This window comes from Halomonas ventosae, assembly GCF_004363555.1.
Classification (GTDB): domain Bacteria; phylum Pseudomonadota; class Gammaproteobacteria; order Pseudomonadales; family Halomonadaceae; genus Halomonas; species Halomonas ventosae.
In genome coordinates this window covers 225,419-244,990 of the sequence record NZ_SNZJ01000001.1, presented here as the reverse complement: position 1 = coordinate 244,990, position 19,572 = coordinate 225,419, and the positions used below count along the sequence as shown (strand labels likewise).

The window sequence follows — 19,572 nt, the reverse complement described above, 5'->3', positions numbered from 1 at the left end:
GCATGATCCTTGTTGAAGCCCTGACGGCGAGCGTCGGGCCAACGCCCCAAGGCGCAGGGTAGTCCAGGCATTGCCTGATGAAGTAGCGGTTTCACGCGATTCGACAGGCATCTTGACCGGCATCAAAGGTCTCGGAAGTGTATACGCCCTTTGGTTCGCATAATGTATATTATGTTAAATAATGGTCATGGGAGATCTCTCCGGGCCGACTATAATCATGCTGTCGCGTCCCGTCCACGTTGGACAAGGCTGGAGGCGACTCCTTATCATCACGCATCATCCTGACGCTCGAGCCCTGTTCATGCGCCACTGTCTGCCCTCTGTCGGCACCCTGCTTCTTGCCACCCTGCTGCTAGGCGGCTGCACCCTGCTGCCCGAACGCGAGCCCCCGCCGCCGCCCGTCACCAGCGACGAGTTCCAGGCGCGCATCGACCGGCTGGAAGGTACGGTCACCGCCAGCTGCGTGACCGGCCAGCAGGCCCGTCTCGACCAGCAACTGCAGCGGCAACAGGCGCTCTCGGCGGACGTGCGCGAGGTCGGCAGCCTGCTGCGGCAGCTGCGGGGCGATGTGGCTCAGCTCGGCCGCCCCGACGACCAGCCCGAGGCGACCCGCGAGTGCAGCGACGGCCCGACGCGCCTGGACAACAAGGAGATCCTGGGTCGCAGCGAATGGATCGGCCTGCCCGGTGTCGGCACCTACCTCAAGGCGCGCATCGACTCCGGTGCCACCACCTCGTCATTGTCGGCCACCGAGATCACCCGCTTCGAGCGCGACGGCGAGAACTGGGTGCGCTTCAAGCTCGGGCTCAACGAGGCCGACAGCGTGGTCGACAGCGTTCGCGACGAGTGGATCGAGGCCCCGGTGGAGCGCCGGGTACGCATCATCCAGGCCTCCGGCGAGGATTCGCGCCCGGTGATCAGCCTGCTGATGACCCTGGGACCGCTGCGCGAGACGGTGCAGTTCACGCTCAATGACCGTACTCACCTGGACCATCCGGTGCTGCTGGGTCGCCGCTTCCTGATGGACATCGCCGTCATCGACGTGGCCCAGCAGTACCTTCATGAGCGCCCCGAGTTCCCGGGCGGGCGTCCGGCAGAGGAGGCCGGCGCCGACGAGGCCGCCGATCGCGATGAAGAAGAAGCCGAAGAGTGACCTTGTCACGCCTGATCCAAGCCCCATCAAGGAAGACCCATGTCACGACTGCCCTTCTACCTGATCGTCGCCTTCCTGCTGGTGGCCGGTGTCGCCCTGAGCATCCACCGGCACGTGCAGTTCGAGGTCCCCTGGACGCCCGGCGAGCAGCGCCAGGTCTGGGAGATCGAGGCCCAGGTCAACTTCACCGCCGATGACGGGCCGGCCAAGGTCAACATGGCACTGCCCTCGAGCCAGCAGGGGTATCGCATCCTCACCGAACACACCGCTTCCCCCGGCTACGGGCTCGCCTTCCTCGAGGAGGATGGCGGTCGGCGTGCGGAGTGGTCGACGCGCGAGGCTACCGGCGACCAGCAGCTCTACTACAGCGTCCAGGCACTGGTCGCCCCGGAGTCGAAGAACCCGGCGATCGAGTCCCCTCCCCTGCGTCGTGACATCGTCTGGGAGACCCCCTACGACACCGCGGCCAGCCAGGTGATCGAGCGGGCCTGGTCACGCAGCGCCGACCCCTTCACCTTTGCACGCGAGCTGATCACCGACTTCACCGATGAGCGCCAGGGCGAGAATGCCCGCCTGCTGCTGACCCAGTTCGACCGCACCCCGCTGCTGGTGCGCCTGCTCAACCAGGCCGGCGTGCCGGCCCGCGAGGTCAGCGGCCTGCTGCTCGAGCACGGGCGCCGGCGGCAGAGCCTGACCTCCTGGATCCAGGTCTTCGACGACGAGGAGTGGGCGCTGTTCGACCCCCGCACCGGGACCCGCGGGCGGCCGGACAACCTGCTGCTCTGGGAGTCGGCCGGGCAGGCGGTGCTCGAGGTCCAGGGCGGCAGCGACTCGCGGGTCGGCTTCTCGATGCTCTCCCGCAACCAGCCGGCGGCGGCGGCGGTGCGCAGCCAGCTGGCCGATGACACCCTGCTCAACTTCTCGATCCACAGCCTGCCCCTGGAGGACCAGGCGCTGTTCCAGACCATCCTGCTGATCCCCATCGGCGCGCTGATGGTGGTGATCCTTCGGGTGCTGGTCGGCATCAAGACCTCGGGCACCTTCATGCCCGTGCTGATCGCCCTGGCCTTCATCCAGACCACCCTGGTCACCGGGCTGGTCGGCTTCCTGCTGGTGGTGGCCGTGGGGCTGGTGATCCGAAATTATCTCTCCTACCTGAACCTGCTGCTGGTGGCGCGAGTGACGGCGGTGATCATCACGGTCATCGCCATCATCTCGGTGTTCTCGGTGCTCTCCTACCGCTTCGGGCTCAACGCCGGCCTGACCATCACCTTCTTCCCGATGATCATTCTCTCCTGGACCATCGAGCGGATGTCGATCCTCTGGGAGGAGGAAGGCCCCAAGCAGGTGCTGATCCAGGGCGGCGGCAGTCTGCTCACCGCGGTGCTGGCCTACCTGGCGATGAACAATCCCTGGATCCGCCACATCACCTTCAACTTCCTCGGGGTCCAGCTGATCCTGATGGCGCTGATCCTGCTGCTCGGCAACTACACCGGCTACCGCCTGCTCGAGCTGCGCCGCTTCAAGCCGGTCACGGAGGACTGATCCCATGTGGACGACCCCTGCCCGCCTGCATGCCAAGGGCATCATCGGCATGAACCGGCGCAACATTCGCTACATCGGGCGCTACAACAACCGCCGGCTCTATCCGCTGGTGGACGACAAGCTCCAGACCAAGCTGCTGGCCCAGGAGTACGGCATCACCACGCCGGCGCTGATCGGCACCGTGACCACCCAGTTCGGTGTCAAGCACATCGGTAGCATGCTCACCGGCCACCACGGCTTCGTGATCAAGCCGGCCAAGGGCAGCGGCGGCAAGGGGATCCTGGTCATCGAGCGGATCGAGGGCGGTCGCTACATCAAGCCCAGCGGCGCCCAGCTGACCCTCGGCGACGTGGAGCGCCATGTCTCCAATATCCTCTCCGGGCTCTACTCCCTGGGGGGCTCCCCGGACGTGGCGCTGATCGAGGCGCTGATCAACTTCGACGAGTCCTTCTCCGAATACACCTACGAGGGGGTACCGGACATCCGGGTCATCGTCTTCAAGGGCTATCCGGTGATGGCGATGATGCGCCTCTCCACCGCCGCCTCCGACGGCAAGGCCAACCTGCACCAGGGCGCCGTGGGGGTGGGCATCGACATCGCCAGCGGCTGCGCGATCCGCGGGGTGCAGTTCGACCGCACGCGCCACGACCATCCGGATACCGGCCACGAGCTCGCCAGCCTTCAGATCAGCGACTGGGGCACCCTGCTGCGGCTGGCGGCCGGCTGTTTCGAGATGACCGGGCTCGGGTATCTCGGCACCGACATGGTGCTCGACCGGGACCACGGCCCCATGCTGCTCGAGCTCAACGCCCGTCCGGGGCTGGCGATCCAGATGGCCAACGGCGAGGGGCTGCGCTCCCGCCTCGACCTGATCGAACGCCAGCCCGAGGGGGTCGCGCCCGAGGAAAGGGTCGCCTTCGCCCAGCACCATTTCGCCCGCTCCAGCGAGCTTCGCGAGACGGCCTGACGGCGGCCGCGGCTGGCCCCTTGCCGGCCCGGCGCGTAGAATGGCGCTTCCTTTCCGTCATCCTCCGGGTGCCATGACCGATCCCCGCGACATGATCCGCCAGGCCGAACGGCAGTGCCAGCAGCGCGGCGCGCGCTTCACGCCGATCCGCCGTCGGGTGCTGGAGATGATCGCCGCCGCTCCCGGCAGCCTGAAGGCCTATGACCTGCTCGACCGCCTGGCCGCGGAACACGCCGCGGCACGCCCGCCGACCGTCTATCGCGCCCTGGAGTTCCTCATCGACCAGGGGCTGGTGCACCGCATCGAGTCCCTCAACGCCTACGTGGCCTGCCCCTGTCCCGAGCATGCCCACGGCTTCCAGCTGCTGATCTGCCGCCTCTGTGGGCGGGTCGAGGAGCTGCACCTGGACGAGATCAACGACCACCTGGCGCGACGCGCCAGGGAGCTGGGCTTCGAGGTCCAGCGCCAGACCATCGAGCTGCTGGGTCAGTGTGACACCTGCCGGCAGGCAACCGAGCGCCCCGCCGCCCCTGCGGAGTTTCCATGAGCGACACCTTCAAGGCCCTCGAACGGGCCCCCCGTGACAGCCGTTTCCCCCTGGCCGGGATCCTCGACGCCATCCGCTTCAACGCCGACGGCCTGATCCCGGCCATCGCCCAGCAGCACGACAGCGGCGAGGTGCTGATGATGGCCTGGATGAACCGCGAGGCCCTGGAGGAGACCCTGCACACCGGCCGCGTCTGCTACTGGTCGCGCTCGCGGGGCAAGCTGTGGCGCAAGGGCGAGAGCTCCGGCCAGCAGCAGCACCTGAAGGGCGCGGCACTGGACTGCGACGGCGACACCCTGCTGCTGCAGGTGGCCCAGACGGGGCCGGCCTGCCACAGCGGCAGGCGCAGCTGCTTCTACGTGGCACTGGAGGGCGACGAGGCGCGCGTCGCCAGCGAGCCCTTGATCGACCCCGACGCCCTCTACGGCAAGGGCTGAGACGTGTCCTGCCTGGCCGCGGGCATCCATCGCCTGCTGCGCGGGCTGGGCCGGGCACTCGGCTGGCTGATGATCGGTGCGGTGAGGCTATACCAGCTGACGCTGAGCCCGTTGCTGGGCCCGCGCTGTCGCTACTGGCCAAGCTGTTCGAGCTATACGATGGAGGCGCTGCAGGTGCATGGCCCCTTCCGGGGGGGGATCATGGCGCTGCGGCGTATCGCCCGCTGCCACCCGGGCTGCGAGGGGGGGATCGACCCGGTCCCGGGCGGCCCCAGCGAGCGGCTCTGCCGGGAGGATCCGGAGCTGGACGAGCAGTTCCGCTGCCGGACCGACGATCGCTGATTCAGGCGGCCGCTTCCTGCTCGGCGACGCGGTAGATCCGCTCCAGCATGGCGTTGAGGCCGTTGCTGCGGGTCGGCGAGAGGTGCTTGTCGAGGCCCAGGTCGCGCATGAAGTGGGGGCTGGTGGCGCGGATATCCGCCGGACGACGGTCGTTGTAGATGCGCATCAGCACGGCGATCAGCCCGGAGACGATGGCGGCGTCGGAGACCGCATCGAAATGCAGGGTCTCGCCGTCGCGGCGGTGGTGCATCCAGACATTGGACTGGCAGCCCTGGATCTTCAGCTCCTCGACCTTCCACTCCTCGGGAAAGGCCGGCAACTGCTTGCCCATGTCGATGATGTACTGGTAGCGATCCATCCAGTTGTCGAACATCTCGAACTCGTCGAGAAGTTCCTGCTGGGCCTGTTCGGCGGTGGTCTCGGCAGTCATGGTCTCTCCTGGAAGGTGGCTGGTGCCATTATAACGGCTCACGCCCGCCATCTCGATCATCGTCATCGCCTGCCGGGCGTCCCGACCCCAGCCCGTGCTGCGCCTGCTGGCGATGCCACTCCTCGTCCTCGGCATGCAGGTAGCGCGCCGTGGTGTCGAGGCGTGAATGGCGGGCCGTCGCGGCCAGGTAGCGCAGTTCCACCCCGGCCTGGGCCTGATGGGTCAGGGCCGTATGGCGCAGCCAGTGCGGTGTCGCCTGCCGCAGGCGTTGTATCTCGCCCTGCGCCGCCTCGCCCGCTTCCCCCTCGAGCGCCTCGGCCGCCTCCCGGAAGCCATCGCGGATCAGCCGGTAGAGGCGGTTGTCACCCAGCCCGCGCCGGCCATCCAGGGCCCGCAGCAGGGGGGAGGCGTCATCCGGCGTGGGTTCCGCCGCCAGGCCCAGCGTGCTTCGCCATTCGCCCAGCAGCGCCATCATGTCCGGCGGCACCGGGATGCGCGCCGCCTTGTCGCCCTTCCCCACCACGTGCCACCACCAGCGCCCCTCGCGGCGCCGGAAGTCGTTCATGCGCGCCGCACTCATCTCGCTGATCCGCGGGGCCAGCAGGTAGGCGAAGCCGAAGACCAGGCGCCGCCGGGTCAGCTCGTAGCGATGTCGGTTCGAGGCGCCCTCTCCTGCCGGCCGGTTCAGCCACTCCCAGAGCCACTCCCACAGGGGGCGCTCCAGGTAGCGCTCGATCCCGCCCTGGCGGTTGTCCAGGCGCCGGCGCTTGTCGCGCATCAGGCGGAAGGGATTGTGGCGGACCCAGCCCGCCTCCACCAGCCAGGCGAACATGCCCTGCAGGATCACCAGGCTCTGCCGGCGGCTGGCAGGCGACAGCGGGCCACGGAAGGGACGCCATCGCGGGTCATTACGCGGGCGTACCGGCCCGATCCAGCGCTCGACGGGGCGCGGGTCGGCCAGGAAGGCCTCGAAGGCGTCCAGGTCCTCCCGGCGCAGCGCATCGAGCCCCCTGCCCTGCTCCGCCAGCCACAGCAGCAGGCGCTGCGCCTCGCGGCGATAGCTGTGCCGGGTCCGCGGGCTGGCCCGGTACTCGGCCAGCCACTGCGCCACGGCCTCGGCGTCCGTGTTGGCGGCGATATGCAGCGCCTGCCGCTCCCTCTCCGCTGCAGGCAGTCGCTCGAGCGTCGCCGATGTCGACTCGAGCCTCTCGCCGGGCGCTACCGGCCACGTCTCGCTGTCCATCTCTCCCCTTGCTCCTTGCTCCTTGCTCCTTGCTCCTTGCTCCTTGCTCCTTGCTCCTTGCTCCTTGCTCCTTGCTCGTCAGTATCCGGCCTTCCCTGCACCAAAATCAAGATAAGCCGCGTAATCTTGATTTTATCTTCCTGATCGTAAATATAATTACACTGAACGTAATACGTAATAAGCTTCAATGTCGAGCCGCCCGCAGGTACACTGCCCTCGAAAGTCCAGGGGCAGCCCCGGCAGACAACCACGAGGACACGACCATGGCGCGCAGCGGCGTGCGTTACGAGGATGTCCAGCGGGCCATCGATGCCCTGCTGGAAAAGGGAGAGGCACCCAGCGTGCACAAGGTGCGCGAGGTGCTGGGCACCGGCAGCTTCACGACCATCAGCGAGCACCTGAGGGAGTGGCGGACGCGGCGGGAGGAGAACCGCGACCTGCCCCCGCCCCGGGGCATGCCCGAGGCCCTGCAGGAGCTTGCGGAGTCGCTGTGGGAGAAGGCCCAGGCGTCTGCCAACGAGGCACTCGCCCATTACCGGCAGGAGGCCGAGGGCCGGGTGGAGACGGCGCGGGAGGAAGCCGGCGAGGCCCTGCGCCGGGCCGAGGATGCCGAGCAGCGCGAGTCCGCGCTGGCCGCCCACCTGGCGCGAATCGAGCAGCGCCTCGAGGAGCAGAGCGGCGAGCTGGCGCGTCGTGAGTCAGAGCGCGATGTGTTGGCGGAGCGCGAGGAAAAGCTCGCCACCCGGCAGACTCGCCTCGAGGCGCAGCTGGCGAGCCTGCAGCAGGAGAACGAGCGACAGGCACGCGAGCAGCAGCAGGCCCTCACCGAGCAGACAGCCCGTCACCAGGAGCGCCTGGCCCGGGAGGAGAAGCGTCACGAGAGCAGCGAGGCGCGCCTCATGGGACTGCTCGACGAGGCGCGCCATGAGCGCCAGGCCGCCGACAAGCAGCAGGCCCAGCGACTGCAGCAGCTCGAGGCACGACTGGAGCGGGCGCAGCAGCTGGTCCAGGAGGCGCGCGGCGCCCTGGCCGAGGAGGAGAAGCGCCACCGCGAGACCGAGTGGTCACGTCACCAGGCCGAGGAGCGAACCCGGACCCTGCAGCATGAGCAGGCCCTGATGCAGGCGCGCATCGACGAGCAGAAGCAGCTGCTGGAGGAGCAGGTGCGCCGCCTGCGCGACCTGGAGTCCCAGCTCCATCGCTGCCTGTGGCAGGCACCGGTGCCCGCCCGGCCCCACGAGGCGGCGCCCGAGAACGACGAAGGCCCCGCGGGTGCGGGGCCTTCGAGAGGGGATTCAACGTGAGGTGGGACTCGCCCCGGGCGCGACCCGGGGCATGGATTGCGCCCGCCCTGGAGCTGGCAACGAGGCCTAGCGGTAGTAGGCGTTGGTCGTGTCCGTATGGTCGGTCACGTCGCGGATCCCGGCGAGCTCCGGGATGCGTTCCAGCAGAGTCTTCTCGACGCCATCCTTGAGGGTGAGGTCCACCGCCGCACACCCCTGGCAGCCGCCGCCGAACGCCAGCACTGCGACCTGGTCCTCGGTCAGCTCGACCAGCTTGATCTCGCCGCCGTGGGAAGCCAGTCCCGGGTTGATCTCGCTGTAGAGGATGTAGTTGACGCGATCCTCGAGCGGGCTGTCGGCGTTGACCTTGGGCATCTTGGCGTTGGGCGCCTTGATGGTCAGCTGCCCGCCCATGCGGTCGGCGTTGAAGTCGACCACGGCCTCCTCGAGGAAGGGCAGGCTGTTCTTGTCCAGGTAGACGCGGATCTTCTCGAGTTCCAGCAGCTCGTCGCTGGGCTCCTCCTCGCCGGGCCGGCAGTAGGCCAGGCAGGTCTCGGCGTAGGGGGTGCCCGGCTGGGTGATGAAGATGCGCACCGCGATGCCCTCGACGTTCTGCTTCTCGAGCAGTTCGGCAAGGTAGTCCTGGGCGCTGTCGGTAATCTGGATGCTGTCGCTCATGGTGCTCTCGCTATCGCGACATGCCGCGCCGGGGTGGCGTCGCGACATGTACTGAACGTGTGATGCCCTCAATGGTAAGCGACCCACGCGGCCGACACAATCCCGACTGAATTGCTGGGTTTTAGGCTTCCCCCTGCCGCGGCGTCGTGGCTTTTGCTAAGATGAGCACCTTTCCGCGGTATACCGATGTTCCCGAGTCCGGTGGACCCGCCCCTTGCCCGCAGCGCCTATCCTCGACAAGACGCCCCAGGCGCCCCGCTGCCGGCTCGACCCTGACTGCCCCACGCTGGAGATTGATTCGACCCATGGCCGCCGCTCCCACCTCCCTGACCGCCACGCTCCATGACAGCCTCGCGCGACGCATCCTGATGCTCGACGGTGGCATGGGGACCATGCTGCAGAACGCCGGGCTCTCGGAGCAGGAGTTCCGTGGTGAGCGCTTCGCCGACTGGCCGAGCGACCTCAAGGGCAACAACGACCTGCTGGGCCTGACCTGCCCCGACCTGGTGACGCGGATCCACCGCCAGTACCTGGAAGCCGGCGCCGACATCGTCGAGACCAACACCTTCAACAGCACGCGCCTCTCCCAGTCGGATTACGGCATGGAAGACCTGGTGCCCGAGCTCAACCGGGAGTCGGCGCGCCTGGCCCGCGCGGTCTGTGACGCCGTGGCAGAGGAGAGCGGGGTGGCACGCTACGTGGCCGGCGTGCTGGGGCCCACCTCGCGTACCGCCTCGCTGTCGCCGGACGTCAATGACCCCTCCAGGCGCAACGTCACCTTCGACGAGTTGCGCGAGAACTATCTCGAGGCCGCCGAGGCGCTGATCGAGGGCGGCGCCGACCTGATCCTGATCGAGACCATCTTCGACACCCTCAATGCCAAGGCGGCGATCTATGCCCTGGAGGAGCTGTTCGAGGCACGCGGCGAGCGGCACCCGGTGATGATCTCCGGGACCATCACCGACGCCTCGGGGCGCACCCTCTCGGGCCAGACCACCGAGGCGTTCTGGAACTCGGTCCGCCATGCCCGCCCGCTCTCCGTCGGCCTCAACTGTGCCCTGGGGGCCCAGGAACTGCGCCCCTATGTCGAGGAGCTGGCCACCAAGGCCGACGCCTTCGTCTCGGCCCACCCCAACGCCGGCCTGCCCAACGAGTTCGGCGAGTACGACCAGAGCCCCGAGGAGATGGCGGCGATCGTCGCCGAGTTCGCCGAGAGCGGCCTGGTCAACATCATCGGCGGCTGCTGCGGCTCCACCCCCGAGCATATCGCGGCGATCCACGCCGCCATCCAGGGGCTGGCGCCGCGCCGGGTGCCCGAGCGGCCGCGGGCCTGTCGTCTCTCCGGCCTCGAGCCCTTCAACATCGAGGCCGACTCGCTGTTCGTCAACGTCGGCGAGCGCACCAACGTCACCGGCTCGGCGCGCTTCAAGCGCCTCATCGTCGAGGAGGACTACACCACCGCCCTCGAGGTCGCCCTGGAGCAGGTGGAGAACGGCGCCCAGGTCATCGACGTCAACATGGACGAGGGGATGCTGGAGTCCCAGGAAGCGATGGTGCGCTTCCTCAACCTGATCGCCGGCGAGCCCGATATCGCACGGGTGCCGATCATGATCGACTCCTCCAAGTGGGAGATCATCGAGGCGGGCCTCAAGTGCGTGCAGGGCAAGGCGGTGGTCAACTCCATCTCCATGAAGGAGGGCGAGGAGGCCTTCCGCGAGCAGGCCACCATCTGCCGCCGCCATGGCGCCGCCGTGGTGGTGATGGCCTTCGACGAGGCCGGCCAGGCCGATACCTTCGCGCGCAAGACCGAGATCTGCCAGCGCGCCTACCGGATCCTGGTCGACGAGCTCGACTTCCCGCCGGAAGACATCATCTTCGACCCCAACATCTTCGCCATCGCCACCGGCATCGAGGAGCACGACAACTACGCCGTGGACTTCATCGAGGCCACCCGCTGGATCCGCGAGCACCTGCCCCACGCCATGGTCTCGGGCGGCGTCTCCAACGTCTCCTTCTCCTTCCGCGGCAACAATCCGGTGCGCGAGGCGATCCACTCGGTGTTCCTCTACCACGCCATCCGCGCCGGGCTGACCATGGGCATCGTCAATGCCGGGCAGCTGGCGGTCTACGACGACCTCCCCGAGGAGTTGCGCGAGGCGGTCGAGGACGTGGTGCTCAACCGCCGCAGCGACAGCACCGAGCGGCTGCTGGAGCTGGCCGACAAGTACAAGGGCGATGGCGGCGGCCCGGCCAGGAAGGAGGACCTGGAGTGGCGCAGCTGGGAGGTCGAGCAGCGCATCGCCCACTCCCTGGTCAAGGGGATCACCGCCTACATCGAGGAGGATACCGAGCTCGCCCGACAGCGCGCCGAGCGGCCCATCGAGGTGATCGAGGGCCCGCTGATGGACGGCATGAACGTGGTCGGCGACCTCTTCGGCGCCGGCAAGATGTTCCTGCCCCAGGTGGTCAAGTCGGCCCGGGTCATGAAGCAGGCGGTGGCCTACCTGATTCCCTACATCGAGGCCGAGAAGAGCGCACTCTCTCAGGAAGATAGCCAGGCCAAGGGCAAGATCGTCATGGCCACGGTCAAGGGCGATGTCCACGATATCGGCAAGAACATCGTCGGCGTTGTGCTCCAGTGCAACAACTACGAGGTCATCGACCTCGGCGTGATGGTCCCCGCCGAGAAGATCCTGCAGACCGCTCGCGACGAGAACGCCGACATCATCGGCCTGTCCGGGCTGATCACCCCGTCGCTGGACGAGATGGTCCACGTGGCCAGGGAGATGCAGCGCCAGGGCTTCACCCTGCCGCTGCTGATCGGTGGCGCCACCACTTCCAAGGCCCATACCGCGGTGAAGATCGAACCCGGCTACGAGCATCCGGTGATCTATGTCACCGATGCCTCGCGTGCCGTGGGCGTGGCCGGCAAGCTGCTCTCCCCGGCGCTGAAGCCGGCCTATGTCGAGGAGATACGCGCCGAGTATGCGACGGTGCGCGAACGCAATGCCAAGCGTCGTCCCAAGGCCGCCGACCTCACCTACGCCGAGGCCCGGAGCCGCAAGCCGGCCATGGACTGGGACGGCTACACGCCGCCGCGGCCGGCCATTACCGGGCTCGAGGTGTTCGACGACTATGACATCGAGGAGCTGGTCGAGCGCATCGACTGGACCCCCTTCTTCATGAGCTGGCAGCTGGCCGGCAAGTACCCGAAGATCCTCGATGATGCCAAGGTCGGCGAGGCGGCCCGCCAGCTCTTCGCCGATGCCCAGGCGATGCTGCGCAAGCTGATCGACGAGAAGCGCATCCATGCCCGCGGCGTGATCGGCCTGTGGCCGGCCAACAGCGTCGATGACGACGTCATCGAGGTCTATGCCGACGAGTCGCGCCGCGAGGTGATCGAGCGGCTACACCACATCCGCCAGCAGACCACCAAGAACCGTGACGGCGTCTGCCACAGCCTGGCCGACTTCATCGCCCCGAAGGAGAGCGGCAAGCCCGACTGGATCGGTGGCTTCGCCGTCACCACCGGGCATGGCGTGGAGGCCCTGGCCGAGCAGTACAAGGCCGCCGGCGACGACTACAACGCCATCCTCGTCCAGTCGCTCACCGACCGGCTGGCCGAGGCGTTCGCCGAGCGGCTCCACGAGCGGGTCCGCAAGGAATTCTGGGGCTATGTGCCCGACGAGACGCTGGACAATGACGCCCTGATCGCCGAGAAGTACCAGGGCATCCGCCCGGCCCCCGGCTACCCGGCCTGCCCCGACCACACCGAGAAGGCGACCCTGTTCCGCCTGCTTGAGGCCACCGAGAATACCGGCCTCGCGCTGACCGAGAACTTCGCCATGTGGCCCGCCGCCGCGGTGGCCGGCTGGTACTTCTCCCACCCGCGCTCGAAGTACTTCGCCACCGGCAAGATTACCCGGGACCAGGTCGAGGCGCTGGCCAGCCGCAAGGGCATGCGCCTCTCGAAGCTCGAGCGTTGGCTCGCGCCGGTGCTCTCCTACGACCCGGCCTGACCCTTCCGGCCCGCCTTGGCGGGCCGCCTGCCCTCACCTGCCCGGAACACGGATGCTGCCCGAGCCCACCCGCCGCCAGACGATCCTGCGCCTCGCCCTGCCGATCATCGCCGGCATGCTCACCCAGAGCCTGCTCAACCTGATCGACGCGGCCCTTGTGGGCTCGCTCGGCGAGGTGCCGCTGGCCGGCGTGGGCATCGGCGGCTACGCCATGTTCCTGATCACCGCCGTGCTCTTCGGACTCTCCTCCGGGGTCCAGGCGCAGACGGCGCGTCGCCACGGCGAGGAGGAGTGGGGGGAGCGCGCCATGGCGCTCAACGCCGGCCTGGCGATCGCCCTGGCGGTGGCGCTGCCCCTGACCCTGCTCTGCCTGTGGCAGGCGCCGCGCCTGCTGGCGCTGATCAACCATGACCCGGCGGTCACTGCCGAGGCGGTAGCGTACTTTCGCTGGCGCGTCGTCTCGCTGATCCCGGTGGCGATGATCTTCTGCTTCCGAGGCTACTGGAACGGCATCCAGCAGACCGGCATCTACCTGCGCATCATCCTGGTGATGCATGCCATCAACGTGGTGGCGAGCATCGTCCTGATCTTCGGGCACCTCGGCCTGCCGGCCATGGGCGCGGCCGGGGCCGGGGCCGGCACCACGCTGTCGCTCTTCGTCGGGCTCGCCATCTGGGCCGGGCTCAGCCTGCGCCATGCCACCGCCAGCGGCTTCCTGGCCGGCCTGCCCCGGCGGCCCGCCCTGGCCACCACCCTGCGCCTGGCCACGCCCCACTCCTTCCAGCAGATCTGGTTTGCCGCCGGCTATGCCGTGCTGTTCTGGATCCTGGGGCAGATCGGGACCGCCAGCGTTGCCGTCGGCCACGTGCTGGTCAACCTCTCGCTGCTGCTGATCCTGCCCGGCGTGGGCCTCGGCATGGCGGCGATGAGCCTGGTGGGCCAGGCGCTGGGGCGCGAGGCCCATGGCGAGGCCCACCGCTGGGGCTGGGAGGTGGTCCATCTGGCCTGGCTCTGCCTGGCGGTACTGGCCCTGCCGATGGTGCTGTTTCCCGAGGCGGTACTGGGCCTCTTCCTGCATGATGCCGAGCTCGTCGTCCTGGGCACGCTGCCGCTGCGCCTGACCGCCGCGATGATCGTGCTGGATGCCGCGGCACTGGTGTTCGCCCAGGCCCTGCTCGGCGCCGGCGCCCACCGCACGGTGATGGCGACCACCCTCACCCTGCAGTGGCTGGTGTTCCTGCCACTCGCCTGGTGGGTCGGGGTGGTGCACGACCAGGGGCTGGTCGGCATCTGGTGGGTGCAGCTGGGCTATCGCGCCCTGAACTCGGCCGGCTTCGTGCTGATCTGGCAACGTCGGCGCTGGCAGGCGCTGGTCATCTGAGTCGTCGTCATTCCATTTTGCATATAAACTATAAACATTTATTCTTTTCTAGAATAAAAGACAGGCGGTAAGGTAGCGCCATAGTCCGCCACTTCCCAGCATCAGGAATGCGCTGAATGTATCGTTACGACACCCACGACCAGACCCTGGTCGATGAACGCGTCGCCCAGTTCCGCGACCAGATGCGCCGCTATCTCGCGGGCCGGATCAGCGAGGAGGAGTTCCTGCCGCTGCGCGTGCAGAACGGCCTCTACATCCAGCGCTATGCCCCCATGCTGCGCATCGCCATTCCCTACGGCATGCTGGCGTCCTATCAGCTGCGCAAGCTGGGCGAGATCGCCGCCCGCTATGATCGCGGCTACGGCCACTTCACCACCCGCACCAACCTGCAGCTGAACTGGCCGAAGCTCGAGGACGTGCCGGATATCCTTGCCGATCTCGCCAGCGTGCAGATGCACGCCATCCAGACCAGTGGCAACGACATCCGCAACACCACCACCGACCAGTTCTCCGGCGTGGCGGCCGACGAGGAGGTCGACCCGCGCCCCTGGTGCGAGCTGATCCGCCAGTGGTCGACCTTCCACCCCGAGTTCGCCTACCTGCCGCGCAAGTTCAAGATCGCCGTGACCGGTGCCGTCGAGGACCGCGCCGCCATCCAGGTCCACGACGTGGGCCTGCGCCTGTGGCGCGATCGCGATGGCGAGGTGCGCGTGAAGGTGCTGGCCGGCGGCGGGCTGGGCCGCACGCCGATGATCGGCGAGGTGGTCCGCGAGGACCTGCCCTGGCAGCACCTGCTGACCTACCTGGAGGCCCTGGTCCGGGTCTACAACCAGTTCGGTCGCCGCGACAACAAATTCAAGGCGCGCATCAAGATCCTGGTCAAGGCACTGGGCGTCGACGAGTTCCGTCGCCGTGTCGAGGAGGAGTGGGCCCACCTCAAGGATGGCCCCCAGACCCTGACCCAGGGCGCCGTCGAGGCCGTGGCGGCGCACTTCGTCGAACCGCCGCGCCGTGAGGTGCCGGCCGAGGCCATCGCGGCCTTCGAGCGGCTGCGCGGCGAGAACCGCGCCTTCGCCCGCTTCGTCACCAACAACGTCAACGACCACAAGGTGTCCGGCTACAAGGCCGTGACCCTGTCGCTCAAGCGTCGCGAGCACTCGCCCGGGGACGTTACCTCGGAGCAGATGGCGGCCATCGCCGACCTGGCCGACGAGTTCGGCCATGGCGAGCTGCGGGTCACCCACGAGCAGAACCTGGTGCTCACCGACGTGCCGGTGGACCGCCTGGAGGCGCTCTGGCAGCGGCTGGAGGCCCTGGGCATGGCCAACCCCACGGTGGGCACCCTGGCCGACCTGATCTGCTGCCCCGGCGGCGACTACTGCGGCCTGGCCAATGCCAAGTCGATCCCGGTCGCCCATGCCATCCAGGAGCGCTTCGAGGATTTGGACTTCCTCTACGACCTGGGGCCGCTGGAGCTCAATATCTCCGGCTGCATGAATGCCTGCGGCCATCACCATGTCGGCCACATCGGCATCCTCGGCGTCGACAAGAAGGGCGAGGAGTATTACCAGATCTCGCTGGGCGGCAGCCAGGGCAATGGCACCTCCCTGGGCAAGATCCTGGGGCCCTCGTTCTTCCGCGAGGACGTGCCGGAGGTGATCGACAAGCTGCTGCAGGTCTATGTCGGCAGCCGCCAGCCCGACGAGACCTTCCTCGACACCTATCGCCGCATCGGCCTCAAACCCTTCAAGGAGCGTGTCTATGCCTGAGCAGACCGTCACCCGCCCGCTGATCGTCAAGCGCCGCCTGGTCGAGGACCACTGGATCCGCCACGACGAGGATACCGCCCCGGCGCAGGGTCCCGCCCTGGTCCCCCTAGCGGTGTGGCAGGCCGCCGGCCGCCGCGACGACCTGGCCCCCTGGCTGCCCAGCGACACCGAGCTGACGCCGGCGCTGGCCGACGAGCTGATGGCGGCCCCGCTGGTCGGCATCGACTTCCCCAAGTTCACCGATGGCCGAGGCTACAGCATTGCCCGGCTGCTGCGTGAGCGGCATGGCTACCGGGGCCAGATCCGCGCCCTGGGCGACGTGCTGATCGACCAGCTGTTCTACATGTCCCGCTGCGGCTTCGATGCCTTCTCGCTGCGCGAGGACCAGGTCGTCGAGGATGCCCTGCGCGCCCTGGATACCTTCAGTCGCGGCTACCAGCCGGGCACCGACGACCCCGAGCCGCTGTTCCGCCGGCGCCTGCGCGAACTCGCCCAGCGGCGCGCGCAACCCGCGCTGGTCTGACACCCTGCCCGGGGTAGCGCACGCTGCCGGCCTTCGGGCCGGCAGCGTCGTTTTGCCGAGGACCTCAGCCGCGCCGCTTCTGCTGGCGCTCCCGGTTCGCGGACCTTGCCCGTTCGCTCTTGCGCAGCATCACCCAGGTTGCGCCCAGGCCGCCGTCTGCCTGGCCTGCCGAGACGAAGGCCTGCACCTCGTCAAAGGCGCCGAGCCACTTCGCCAGGTAGGAGCGCAGCACGTTGGGCGGGCTGTCGATCTCGCGCCCCCGGCCGTGGACGATCAATACCGAGCGCAGGTCGTGGGCGTAGGCCTCGCGGATGAAGGGCGGCAGCAGGCGCCGGCACTCCTCCAGGGGCCGACGCAGCAGGTGCAGGCTGGCCTGCACCGGATAGCCACCGTGGCGCAGGCGGTCGACCACCGCCTGCTGGATGCCGTCCCGGTGGAAGGACAGGGGATCGAAGGGCGGCACCAGGTCGACGAAGTCGTCGGAGAGGAAGTCACGGCCTGCCGCCTCGGCCGCGGCACTCTCGCGCCTGGCCAGCTGCGCCTCGCTGGGCGCGTGCCGTGCGCGCCCGAGGTCGGCCCGGTTGGTGGCGCCGTGCAGGGGGCGAACATCCCCCATCAGTGCCCGGAAATCCACGTCGTCGCGATTCGCCTGGCTCATGGGGCACCTCCTGAACGTCATGGGGGAAATCCCATCCTAGCAGAGCCGTCACGGCGGCTTAAGTCGCCGGCCCGATCGTGGCAGGATGGCCCTCGGACCACGACAAGGATGCCCCATGCGACCCCTCAAGTGGCTGGGGGCCCTGGCCCTCGGTACCCCGCTGGCCCTGGCCGGCTGGCTGTGGCTCTCCCTGCTCAGCCCCTGGACCTACGACCGCCCCGACCACCTGGCTCCCGTCCAGGAGGGGCCCCACCGGGTCTTCGTCTATGGCACCCTCACCCATGCGCCGGTCCGCTGGCTGGTCTACGGCCGCGTCGGCGACCCCGAGCCGGCCGTGATGGAGGGCTACCGGCGCAACGACCTGGATCTTGAGGAGGCGCCTGGCGGCGAGCTGGAAGGCCTGGTGCTGACCGTCGATGCCGGGGAGCTCGCGCGACTCGATCGCTACGAACGCCTCGGTATCCGCTACGAGCGGGTCCGCCAGACACTCGCCGATGGGCGCAAGGCGTGGGTCTACCGACGCCTGCCGACCGAGGCCGGGGAGAATACGGCGGAGTGACGACGGGGTGGCCCTGCCGTACCCCGCTGATACAATGGCCGCCACCCACTCACGGGTCCGAGGAGCTCCCATGGCCAGCATCACCCTCTACCACAACCCGCGCTGCTCCAAGTCACGCCAGGCCCTGGCCCTTCTCGAGGAGGCCAGTGCAGAGGTGACCGTCCGCCGCTATCTGGACGAGCCGCTGGATGCCGATGAGCTGCGCTCCCTGGTCCAGCGCCTGGAGGGGAGTGTCTCGGCGCTGGTGCGGCGCAACGAGACCGAGTGGAAGCAGCTGGGGGCCGATGCCGAGGATCCCCGCCAGGTGATCGATGCCATCCTCACCCACCCGCGCATCCTGCAGCGGCCCATCGCCGACGATGGGCGACGGGCGGTCATCGGCCGTCCGCCCGAGGCGGTCTGCGCCCTGCTCGACTGAACGCCCTCCGCACGCCACGTCTCTTCAGGCCATCTGGAACCCCCATGACCGACGACCACCGCCCCTATGTGCTGATCCTCTTCTACTCGCGCCACGGTGCCACTCGCGCCATGGCCGAACGCCTCGTCGCCGGCGTCGAGTCCTGCCCCGGCATCGAGGCCCGCCTGCGGACCGTGCCACCGGTCTCGGCCACCTGCGAGGCCGTCGACCCCGAGATTCCCGAGGCGGGTGCCGTCTATGCCAGCCTCGATGACCTGCGTCACTGTGCGGGCCTGGCCATCGGCAGCCCGACCCGCTTCGGCAACATGGCCGCTCCGCTCAAGTACTTCATCGACGGCACCAGCGAGCTATGGCTCGGTGGCGCCCTGGTCGACAAGCCGGCCACCGCCTTCACCTCGACTTCCAGCCTGCATGGGGGCCAGGAGACCACCCTGGTCTCGATGCTGCTGCCGCTGCTGCACCACGGCATGGTCTATGCCGGCCTGCCCTACAGCGAGGTCGAGCTGATGGAGACCGCCGCCGGCGGGACGCCCTACGGGGCGAGCCATGTCGCCGGCAAGCGCAGCGACCGGCCGCTGGACGAGCATGAGCGCCACCTGGCCTTCGCCCAGGGCAAACGCCTGGCCCGGCTGGCCCTGGCCCTCGAGGCCTCGCGCCGGGAGGCCAAATGAGACAGTGGCTGGAAGGCGTGGAAGCCCGCAAGGGGCTCGACCGGCTGACCGACGGCTCGCGCCGGCTGGTGCTGGGCAGCTACGGCCTGCTGCTGGCGCTGATGGTCTATCGTGGGGTGATCGTCACCACCGACGGCAATCCCCTGGTGCCCCTGCTGGCCTTCGTGCTGCCGCTGGTGCTCTTCCTGCCCTCGATTCTCACGCGCCGCCCCCGCGGCCATGCCTGGCTGGCCTTCGTCAGCCTGCTCTACTTCACTCAGGGAGTGATGGTGGCCACCCTGCCTGGCCAGGGGCTGCGCGGCGGTGCCGAGGCCCTGGTCGCCTTGGCCCTGTTCGTCGGCTGCACGGCCTACGCCCGCTTCCGCAGCAGGCAGCAGCGGGCCGACTAGCGGATGGCGCGGGAGCTGCTAGGCTGAGCGTGACCGGCGTCAAGCGACGCCCGGTCACCCCCTCACCGGACACGAAACGGAGATCGTGATGCCCCTCTCGCGCCTTTCCCTCATCGCCGCCACCCTCACCACCGCCCTTCTCGCCTCGACCAGCAGCCAGGCCGACGTCGACAAGGCCATCGAGTACCGCCAGGATGCCCTGGGCGTCATGGCCTGGCAGATCGGCCCGCTGGGTGACATGGCCCAGGGCAAGATCGACTACGACGCCGAGACGTTCGCCCGCCGTGCCGAGAACCTCGCCGCCGTGGCCCCTCTCCCCTGGGAGGGGTTCGTGGAGGGCTCCCTGCGGGGAGATGACCATGGTGTCGACACCGATGCCCTGGCCGATATCGCCGAAGATTGGGAGGACTTCGAGTCCCGCCAGCAGACCCTGATCGAGGAGACCGCCACCCTGGCCGAGCTCGCCCGGGGGGATGATTTCGCCGCCATGCGCCGGCAGGTGGCGACGGTCGCCGACACCTGCAAGGGCTGCCACGACAACTACCGCGCCGAGTGATCCG

General features: G+C 68.5%; 20 protein-coding genes. 16 read left to right on the top strand and 4 right to left on the bottom strand.

Annotated features, from left to right (window positions below; translation table 11 throughout):
* The first annotated feature begins 301 nt into the window (after positions 1 to 301).
* The 6 genes from DFP85_RS01210 to yidD all read left to right on the top strand — a co-directional run bounded on the left by DFP85_RS01210 (position 302) and on the right by yidD (position 4,991).
* Entirely contained in the window at positions 302 to 1,153 is an 852-nt protein-coding gene (locus DFP85_RS01210; protein WP_133634132.1) for an ATP-dependent zinc protease family protein, read from the top strand.
* A 39-nt stretch (positions 1,154 to 1,192) separates the two neighbouring features.
* Positions 1,193 to 2,698, top strand: a complete 1,506-nt coding sequence (locus DFP85_RS01205) for a UUP1 family membrane protein (protein ID WP_133634130.1) — start codon at positions 1,193 to 1,195, stop codon at positions 2,696 to 2,698.
* A gap of 4 nt (positions 2,699 to 2,702) precedes the next feature.
* Positions 2,703 to 3,665, top strand: coding sequence for an alpha-L-glutamate ligase-like protein (locus DFP85_RS01200; protein WP_133634128.1), 963 nt, complete (start codon positions 2,703 to 2,705; stop codon positions 3,663 to 3,665).
* A gap of 73 nt (positions 3,666 to 3,738) precedes the next feature.
* Complete coding sequence (locus DFP85_RS01195; RefSeq protein WP_133634126.1) at positions 3,739 to 4,212, top strand: transcriptional repressor; 474 nt, start codon at positions 3,739 to 3,741, stop codon at positions 4,210 to 4,212.
* Entirely contained in the window at positions 4,209 to 4,649 is a 441-nt protein-coding gene (gene hisI / locus DFP85_RS01190) for a phosphoribosyl-AMP cyclohydrolase (protein WP_133634124.1), read from the top strand. The genes DFP85_RS01195 and hisI overlap by 4 nt, the downstream gene beginning before the upstream one ends.
* A gap of 69 nt (positions 4,650 to 4,718) precedes the next feature.
* Positions 4,719 to 4,991 carry a membrane protein insertion efficiency factor YidD gene (gene yidD, locus DFP85_RS01185; RefSeq protein WP_133634285.1) on the top strand — a complete coding sequence of 91 codons (273 nt, stop codon included), beginning with the start codon at positions 4,719 to 4,721 and terminating at the stop codon, positions 4,989 to 4,991.
* Between the two features lies 1 nt (position 4,992).
* Here the strand turns inward: yidD and DFP85_RS01180 are convergent, their stop codons facing one another.
* Positions 4,993 to 5,421, bottom strand: coding sequence for a SufE family protein (locus tag DFP85_RS01180; RefSeq protein ID WP_106231314.1), 429 nt, complete (start codon positions 5,419 to 5,421; stop codon positions 4,993 to 4,995).
* A gap of 28 nt (positions 5,422 to 5,449) precedes the next feature.
* Positions 5,450 to 6,664: a tyrosine-type recombinase/integrase gene (locus DFP85_RS01175; protein ID WP_133634122.1), complete on the bottom strand. Its 1,215-nt coding sequence runs from the start codon at positions 6,662 to 6,664 to the stop codon at positions 5,450 to 5,452.
* Positions 6,665 to 6,927: 263 nt separating this feature from the next.
* On the opposite strand from DFP85_RS01175, the gene DFP85_RS01170 reads away from it, so the two are divergent.
* Entirely contained in the window at positions 6,928 to 7,968 is a 1,041-nt protein-coding gene (locus tag DFP85_RS01170; protein WP_166644565.1) for a DNA-binding protein, read from the top strand.
* Between the two features lie 66 nt (positions 7,969 to 8,034).
* Here DFP85_RS01170 and nfuA read toward each other — a convergent pair whose 3' ends face one another.
* Positions 8,035 to 8,625: a Fe-S biogenesis protein NfuA gene (nfuA, locus tag DFP85_RS01165; RefSeq protein WP_133634118.1), complete on the bottom strand. Its 591-nt coding sequence runs from the start codon at positions 8,623 to 8,625 to the stop codon at positions 8,035 to 8,037.
* Positions 8,626 to 8,930: 305 nt separating this feature from the next.
* Between nfuA and metH the strand changes: the two genes are divergently transcribed.
* The 4 genes from metH (at position 8,931) to DFP85_RS01145 (ending at position 16,317) form a co-directional block, all read left to right on the top strand.
* On the top strand, positions 8,931 to 12,644 hold the full coding sequence (gene metH / locus DFP85_RS01160) for a methionine synthase (RefSeq protein WP_133634116.1): 3,714 nt from the start codon (positions 8,931 to 8,933) through the stop codon (positions 12,642 to 12,644).
* 52 nt (positions 12,645 to 12,696) lie between these two features.
* Positions 12,697 to 14,025, top strand: coding sequence for an MATE family efflux transporter (locus DFP85_RS01155; protein ID WP_133634114.1), 1,329 nt, complete (start codon positions 12,697 to 12,699; stop codon positions 14,023 to 14,025).
* A gap of 116 nt (positions 14,026 to 14,141) precedes the next feature.
* Complete coding sequence (locus tag DFP85_RS01150; protein WP_133634112.1) at positions 14,142 to 15,794, top strand: nitrite/sulfite reductase; 1,653 nt, start codon at positions 14,142 to 14,144, stop codon at positions 15,792 to 15,794.
* The gene (locus DFP85_RS01145) at positions 15,787 to 16,317 is read left to right on the top strand and encodes a DUF934 domain-containing protein (RefSeq protein WP_133634110.1); all 531 of its coding nucleotides are present in this window, start codon (positions 15,787 to 15,789) and stop codon (positions 16,315 to 16,317) included. The genes DFP85_RS01150 and DFP85_RS01145 overlap by 8 nt, the downstream gene beginning before the upstream one ends.
* Positions 16,318 to 16,381: 64 nt before the next feature.
* Here DFP85_RS01145 and smrA read toward each other — a convergent pair whose 3' ends face one another.
* Complete coding sequence (gene smrA / locus DFP85_RS01140) at positions 16,382 to 16,975, bottom strand: DNA endonuclease SmrA (RefSeq protein ID WP_133634108.1); 594 nt, start codon at positions 16,973 to 16,975, stop codon at positions 16,382 to 16,384.
* Positions 16,976 to 17,090: 115 nt separating this feature from the next.
* On the opposite strand from smrA, the gene DFP85_RS01135 reads away from it, so the two are divergent.
* From DFP85_RS01135 to DFP85_RS01115, 5 genes are all read left to right on the top strand, one after another.
* Positions 17,091 to 17,534: a gamma-glutamylcyclotransferase family protein gene (locus DFP85_RS01135; RefSeq protein ID WP_133634106.1), complete on the top strand. Its 444-nt coding sequence runs from the start codon at positions 17,091 to 17,093 to the stop codon at positions 17,532 to 17,534.
* Positions 17,535 to 17,604: 70 nt separating this feature from the next.
* On the top strand, positions 17,605 to 17,952 hold the full coding sequence (gene arsC / locus DFP85_RS01130; protein ID WP_133634104.1) for an arsenate reductase (glutaredoxin): 348 nt from the start codon (positions 17,605 to 17,607) through the stop codon (positions 17,950 to 17,952).
* A gap of 44 nt (positions 17,953 to 17,996) precedes the next feature.
* Positions 17,997 to 18,623 carry an NAD(P)H:quinone oxidoreductase gene (wrbA, locus tag DFP85_RS01125; RefSeq protein ID WP_133634102.1) on the top strand — a complete coding sequence of 209 codons (627 nt, stop codon included), beginning with the start codon at positions 17,997 to 17,999 and terminating at the stop codon, positions 18,621 to 18,623.
* The gene (locus DFP85_RS01120; RefSeq protein WP_133634101.1) at positions 18,620 to 19,012 is read left to right on the top strand and encodes a DUF2069 domain-containing protein; all 393 of its coding nucleotides are present in this window, start codon (positions 18,620 to 18,622) and stop codon (positions 19,010 to 19,012) included. The genes wrbA and DFP85_RS01120 overlap by 4 nt, the downstream gene beginning before the upstream one ends.
* Before the next feature lie 88 nt (positions 19,013 to 19,100).
* Complete coding sequence (locus DFP85_RS01115; RefSeq protein WP_133634099.1) at positions 19,101 to 19,568, top strand: c-type cytochrome; 468 nt, start codon at positions 19,101 to 19,103, stop codon at positions 19,566 to 19,568.
* Positions 19,569 to 19,572 lie beyond the last annotated feature (4 nt).

Bases quoted from the DNA above. Each gene is read 5' to 3' on its own strand.
- DFP85_RS01120 (WP_133634101.1), top strand. From the start codon at position 18,620: ATGAGACAGTGGCTGGAAGGCGTGGAAGCCCGCAAGGGGCTCGACCGG.
- DFP85_RS01210 (WP_133634132.1), top strand. From the start codon at position 302: ATGCGCCACTGTCTGCCCTCTGTCGGCACCCTGCTTCTTGCCACCCTG.
- DFP85_RS01150 (WP_133634112.1), top strand. From the start codon at position 14,142: ATGTATCGTTACGACACCCACGACCAGACCCTGGTCGATGAACGCGTC.
- DFP85_RS01180 (WP_106231314.1), bottom strand. From the start codon at position 5,421: ATGACTGCCGAGACCACCGCCGAACAGGCCCAGCAGGAACTTCTCGAC.
- DFP85_RS01170 (WP_166644565.1), top strand. From the start codon at position 6,928: ATGGCGCGCAGCGGCGTGCGTTACGAGGATGTCCAGCGGGCCATCGAT.
- nfuA (WP_133634118.1), bottom strand. From the start codon at position 8,625: ATGAGCGACAGCATCCAGATTACCGACAGCGCCCAGGACTACCTTGCC.
- wrbA (WP_133634102.1), top strand. From the start codon at position 17,997: ATGACCGACGACCACCGCCCCTATGTGCTGATCCTCTTCTACTCGCGC.
- DFP85_RS01155 (WP_133634114.1), top strand. From the start codon at position 12,697: ATGCTGCCCGAGCCCACCCGCCGCCAGACGATCCTGCGCCTCGCCCTG.
- yidD (WP_133634285.1), top strand. From the start codon at position 4,719: ATGATCGGTGCGGTGAGGCTATACCAGCTGACGCTGAGCCCGTTGCTG.
- DFP85_RS01175 (WP_133634122.1), bottom strand. From the start codon at position 6,664: ATGGACAGCGAGACGTGGCCGGTAGCGCCCGGCGAGAGGCTCGAGTCG.
- DFP85_RS01195 (WP_133634126.1), top strand. From the start codon at position 3,739: ATGACCGATCCCCGCGACATGATCCGCCAGGCCGAACGGCAGTGCCAG.
- DFP85_RS01205 (WP_133634130.1), top strand. From the start codon at position 1,193: ATGTCACGACTGCCCTTCTACCTGATCGTCGCCTTCCTGCTGGTGGCC.
- hisI (WP_133634124.1), top strand. From the start codon at position 4,209: ATGAGCGACACCTTCAAGGCCCTCGAACGGGCCCCCCGTGACAGCCGT.
- arsC (WP_133634104.1), top strand. From the start codon at position 17,605: ATGGCCAGCATCACCCTCTACCACAACCCGCGCTGCTCCAAGTCACGC.
- metH (WP_133634116.1), top strand. From the start codon at position 8,931: ATGGCCGCCGCTCCCACCTCCCTGACCGCCACGCTCCATGACAGCCTC.
- DFP85_RS01200 (WP_133634128.1), top strand. From the start codon at position 2,703: ATGTGGACGACCCCTGCCCGCCTGCATGCCAAGGGCATCATCGGCATG.
- DFP85_RS01115 (WP_133634099.1), top strand. From the start codon at position 19,101: ATGCCCCTCTCGCGCCTTTCCCTCATCGCCGCCACCCTCACCACCGCC.
- DFP85_RS01145 (WP_133634110.1), top strand. From the start codon at position 15,787: ATGCCTGAGCAGACCGTCACCCGCCCGCTGATCGTCAAGCGCCGCCTG.
- smrA (WP_133634108.1), bottom strand. From the start codon at position 16,975: ATGAGCCAGGCGAATCGCGACGACGTGGATTTCCGGGCACTGATGGGG.
- DFP85_RS01135 (WP_133634106.1), top strand. From the start codon at position 17,091: ATGCGACCCCTCAAGTGGCTGGGGGCCCTGGCCCTCGGTACCCCGCTG.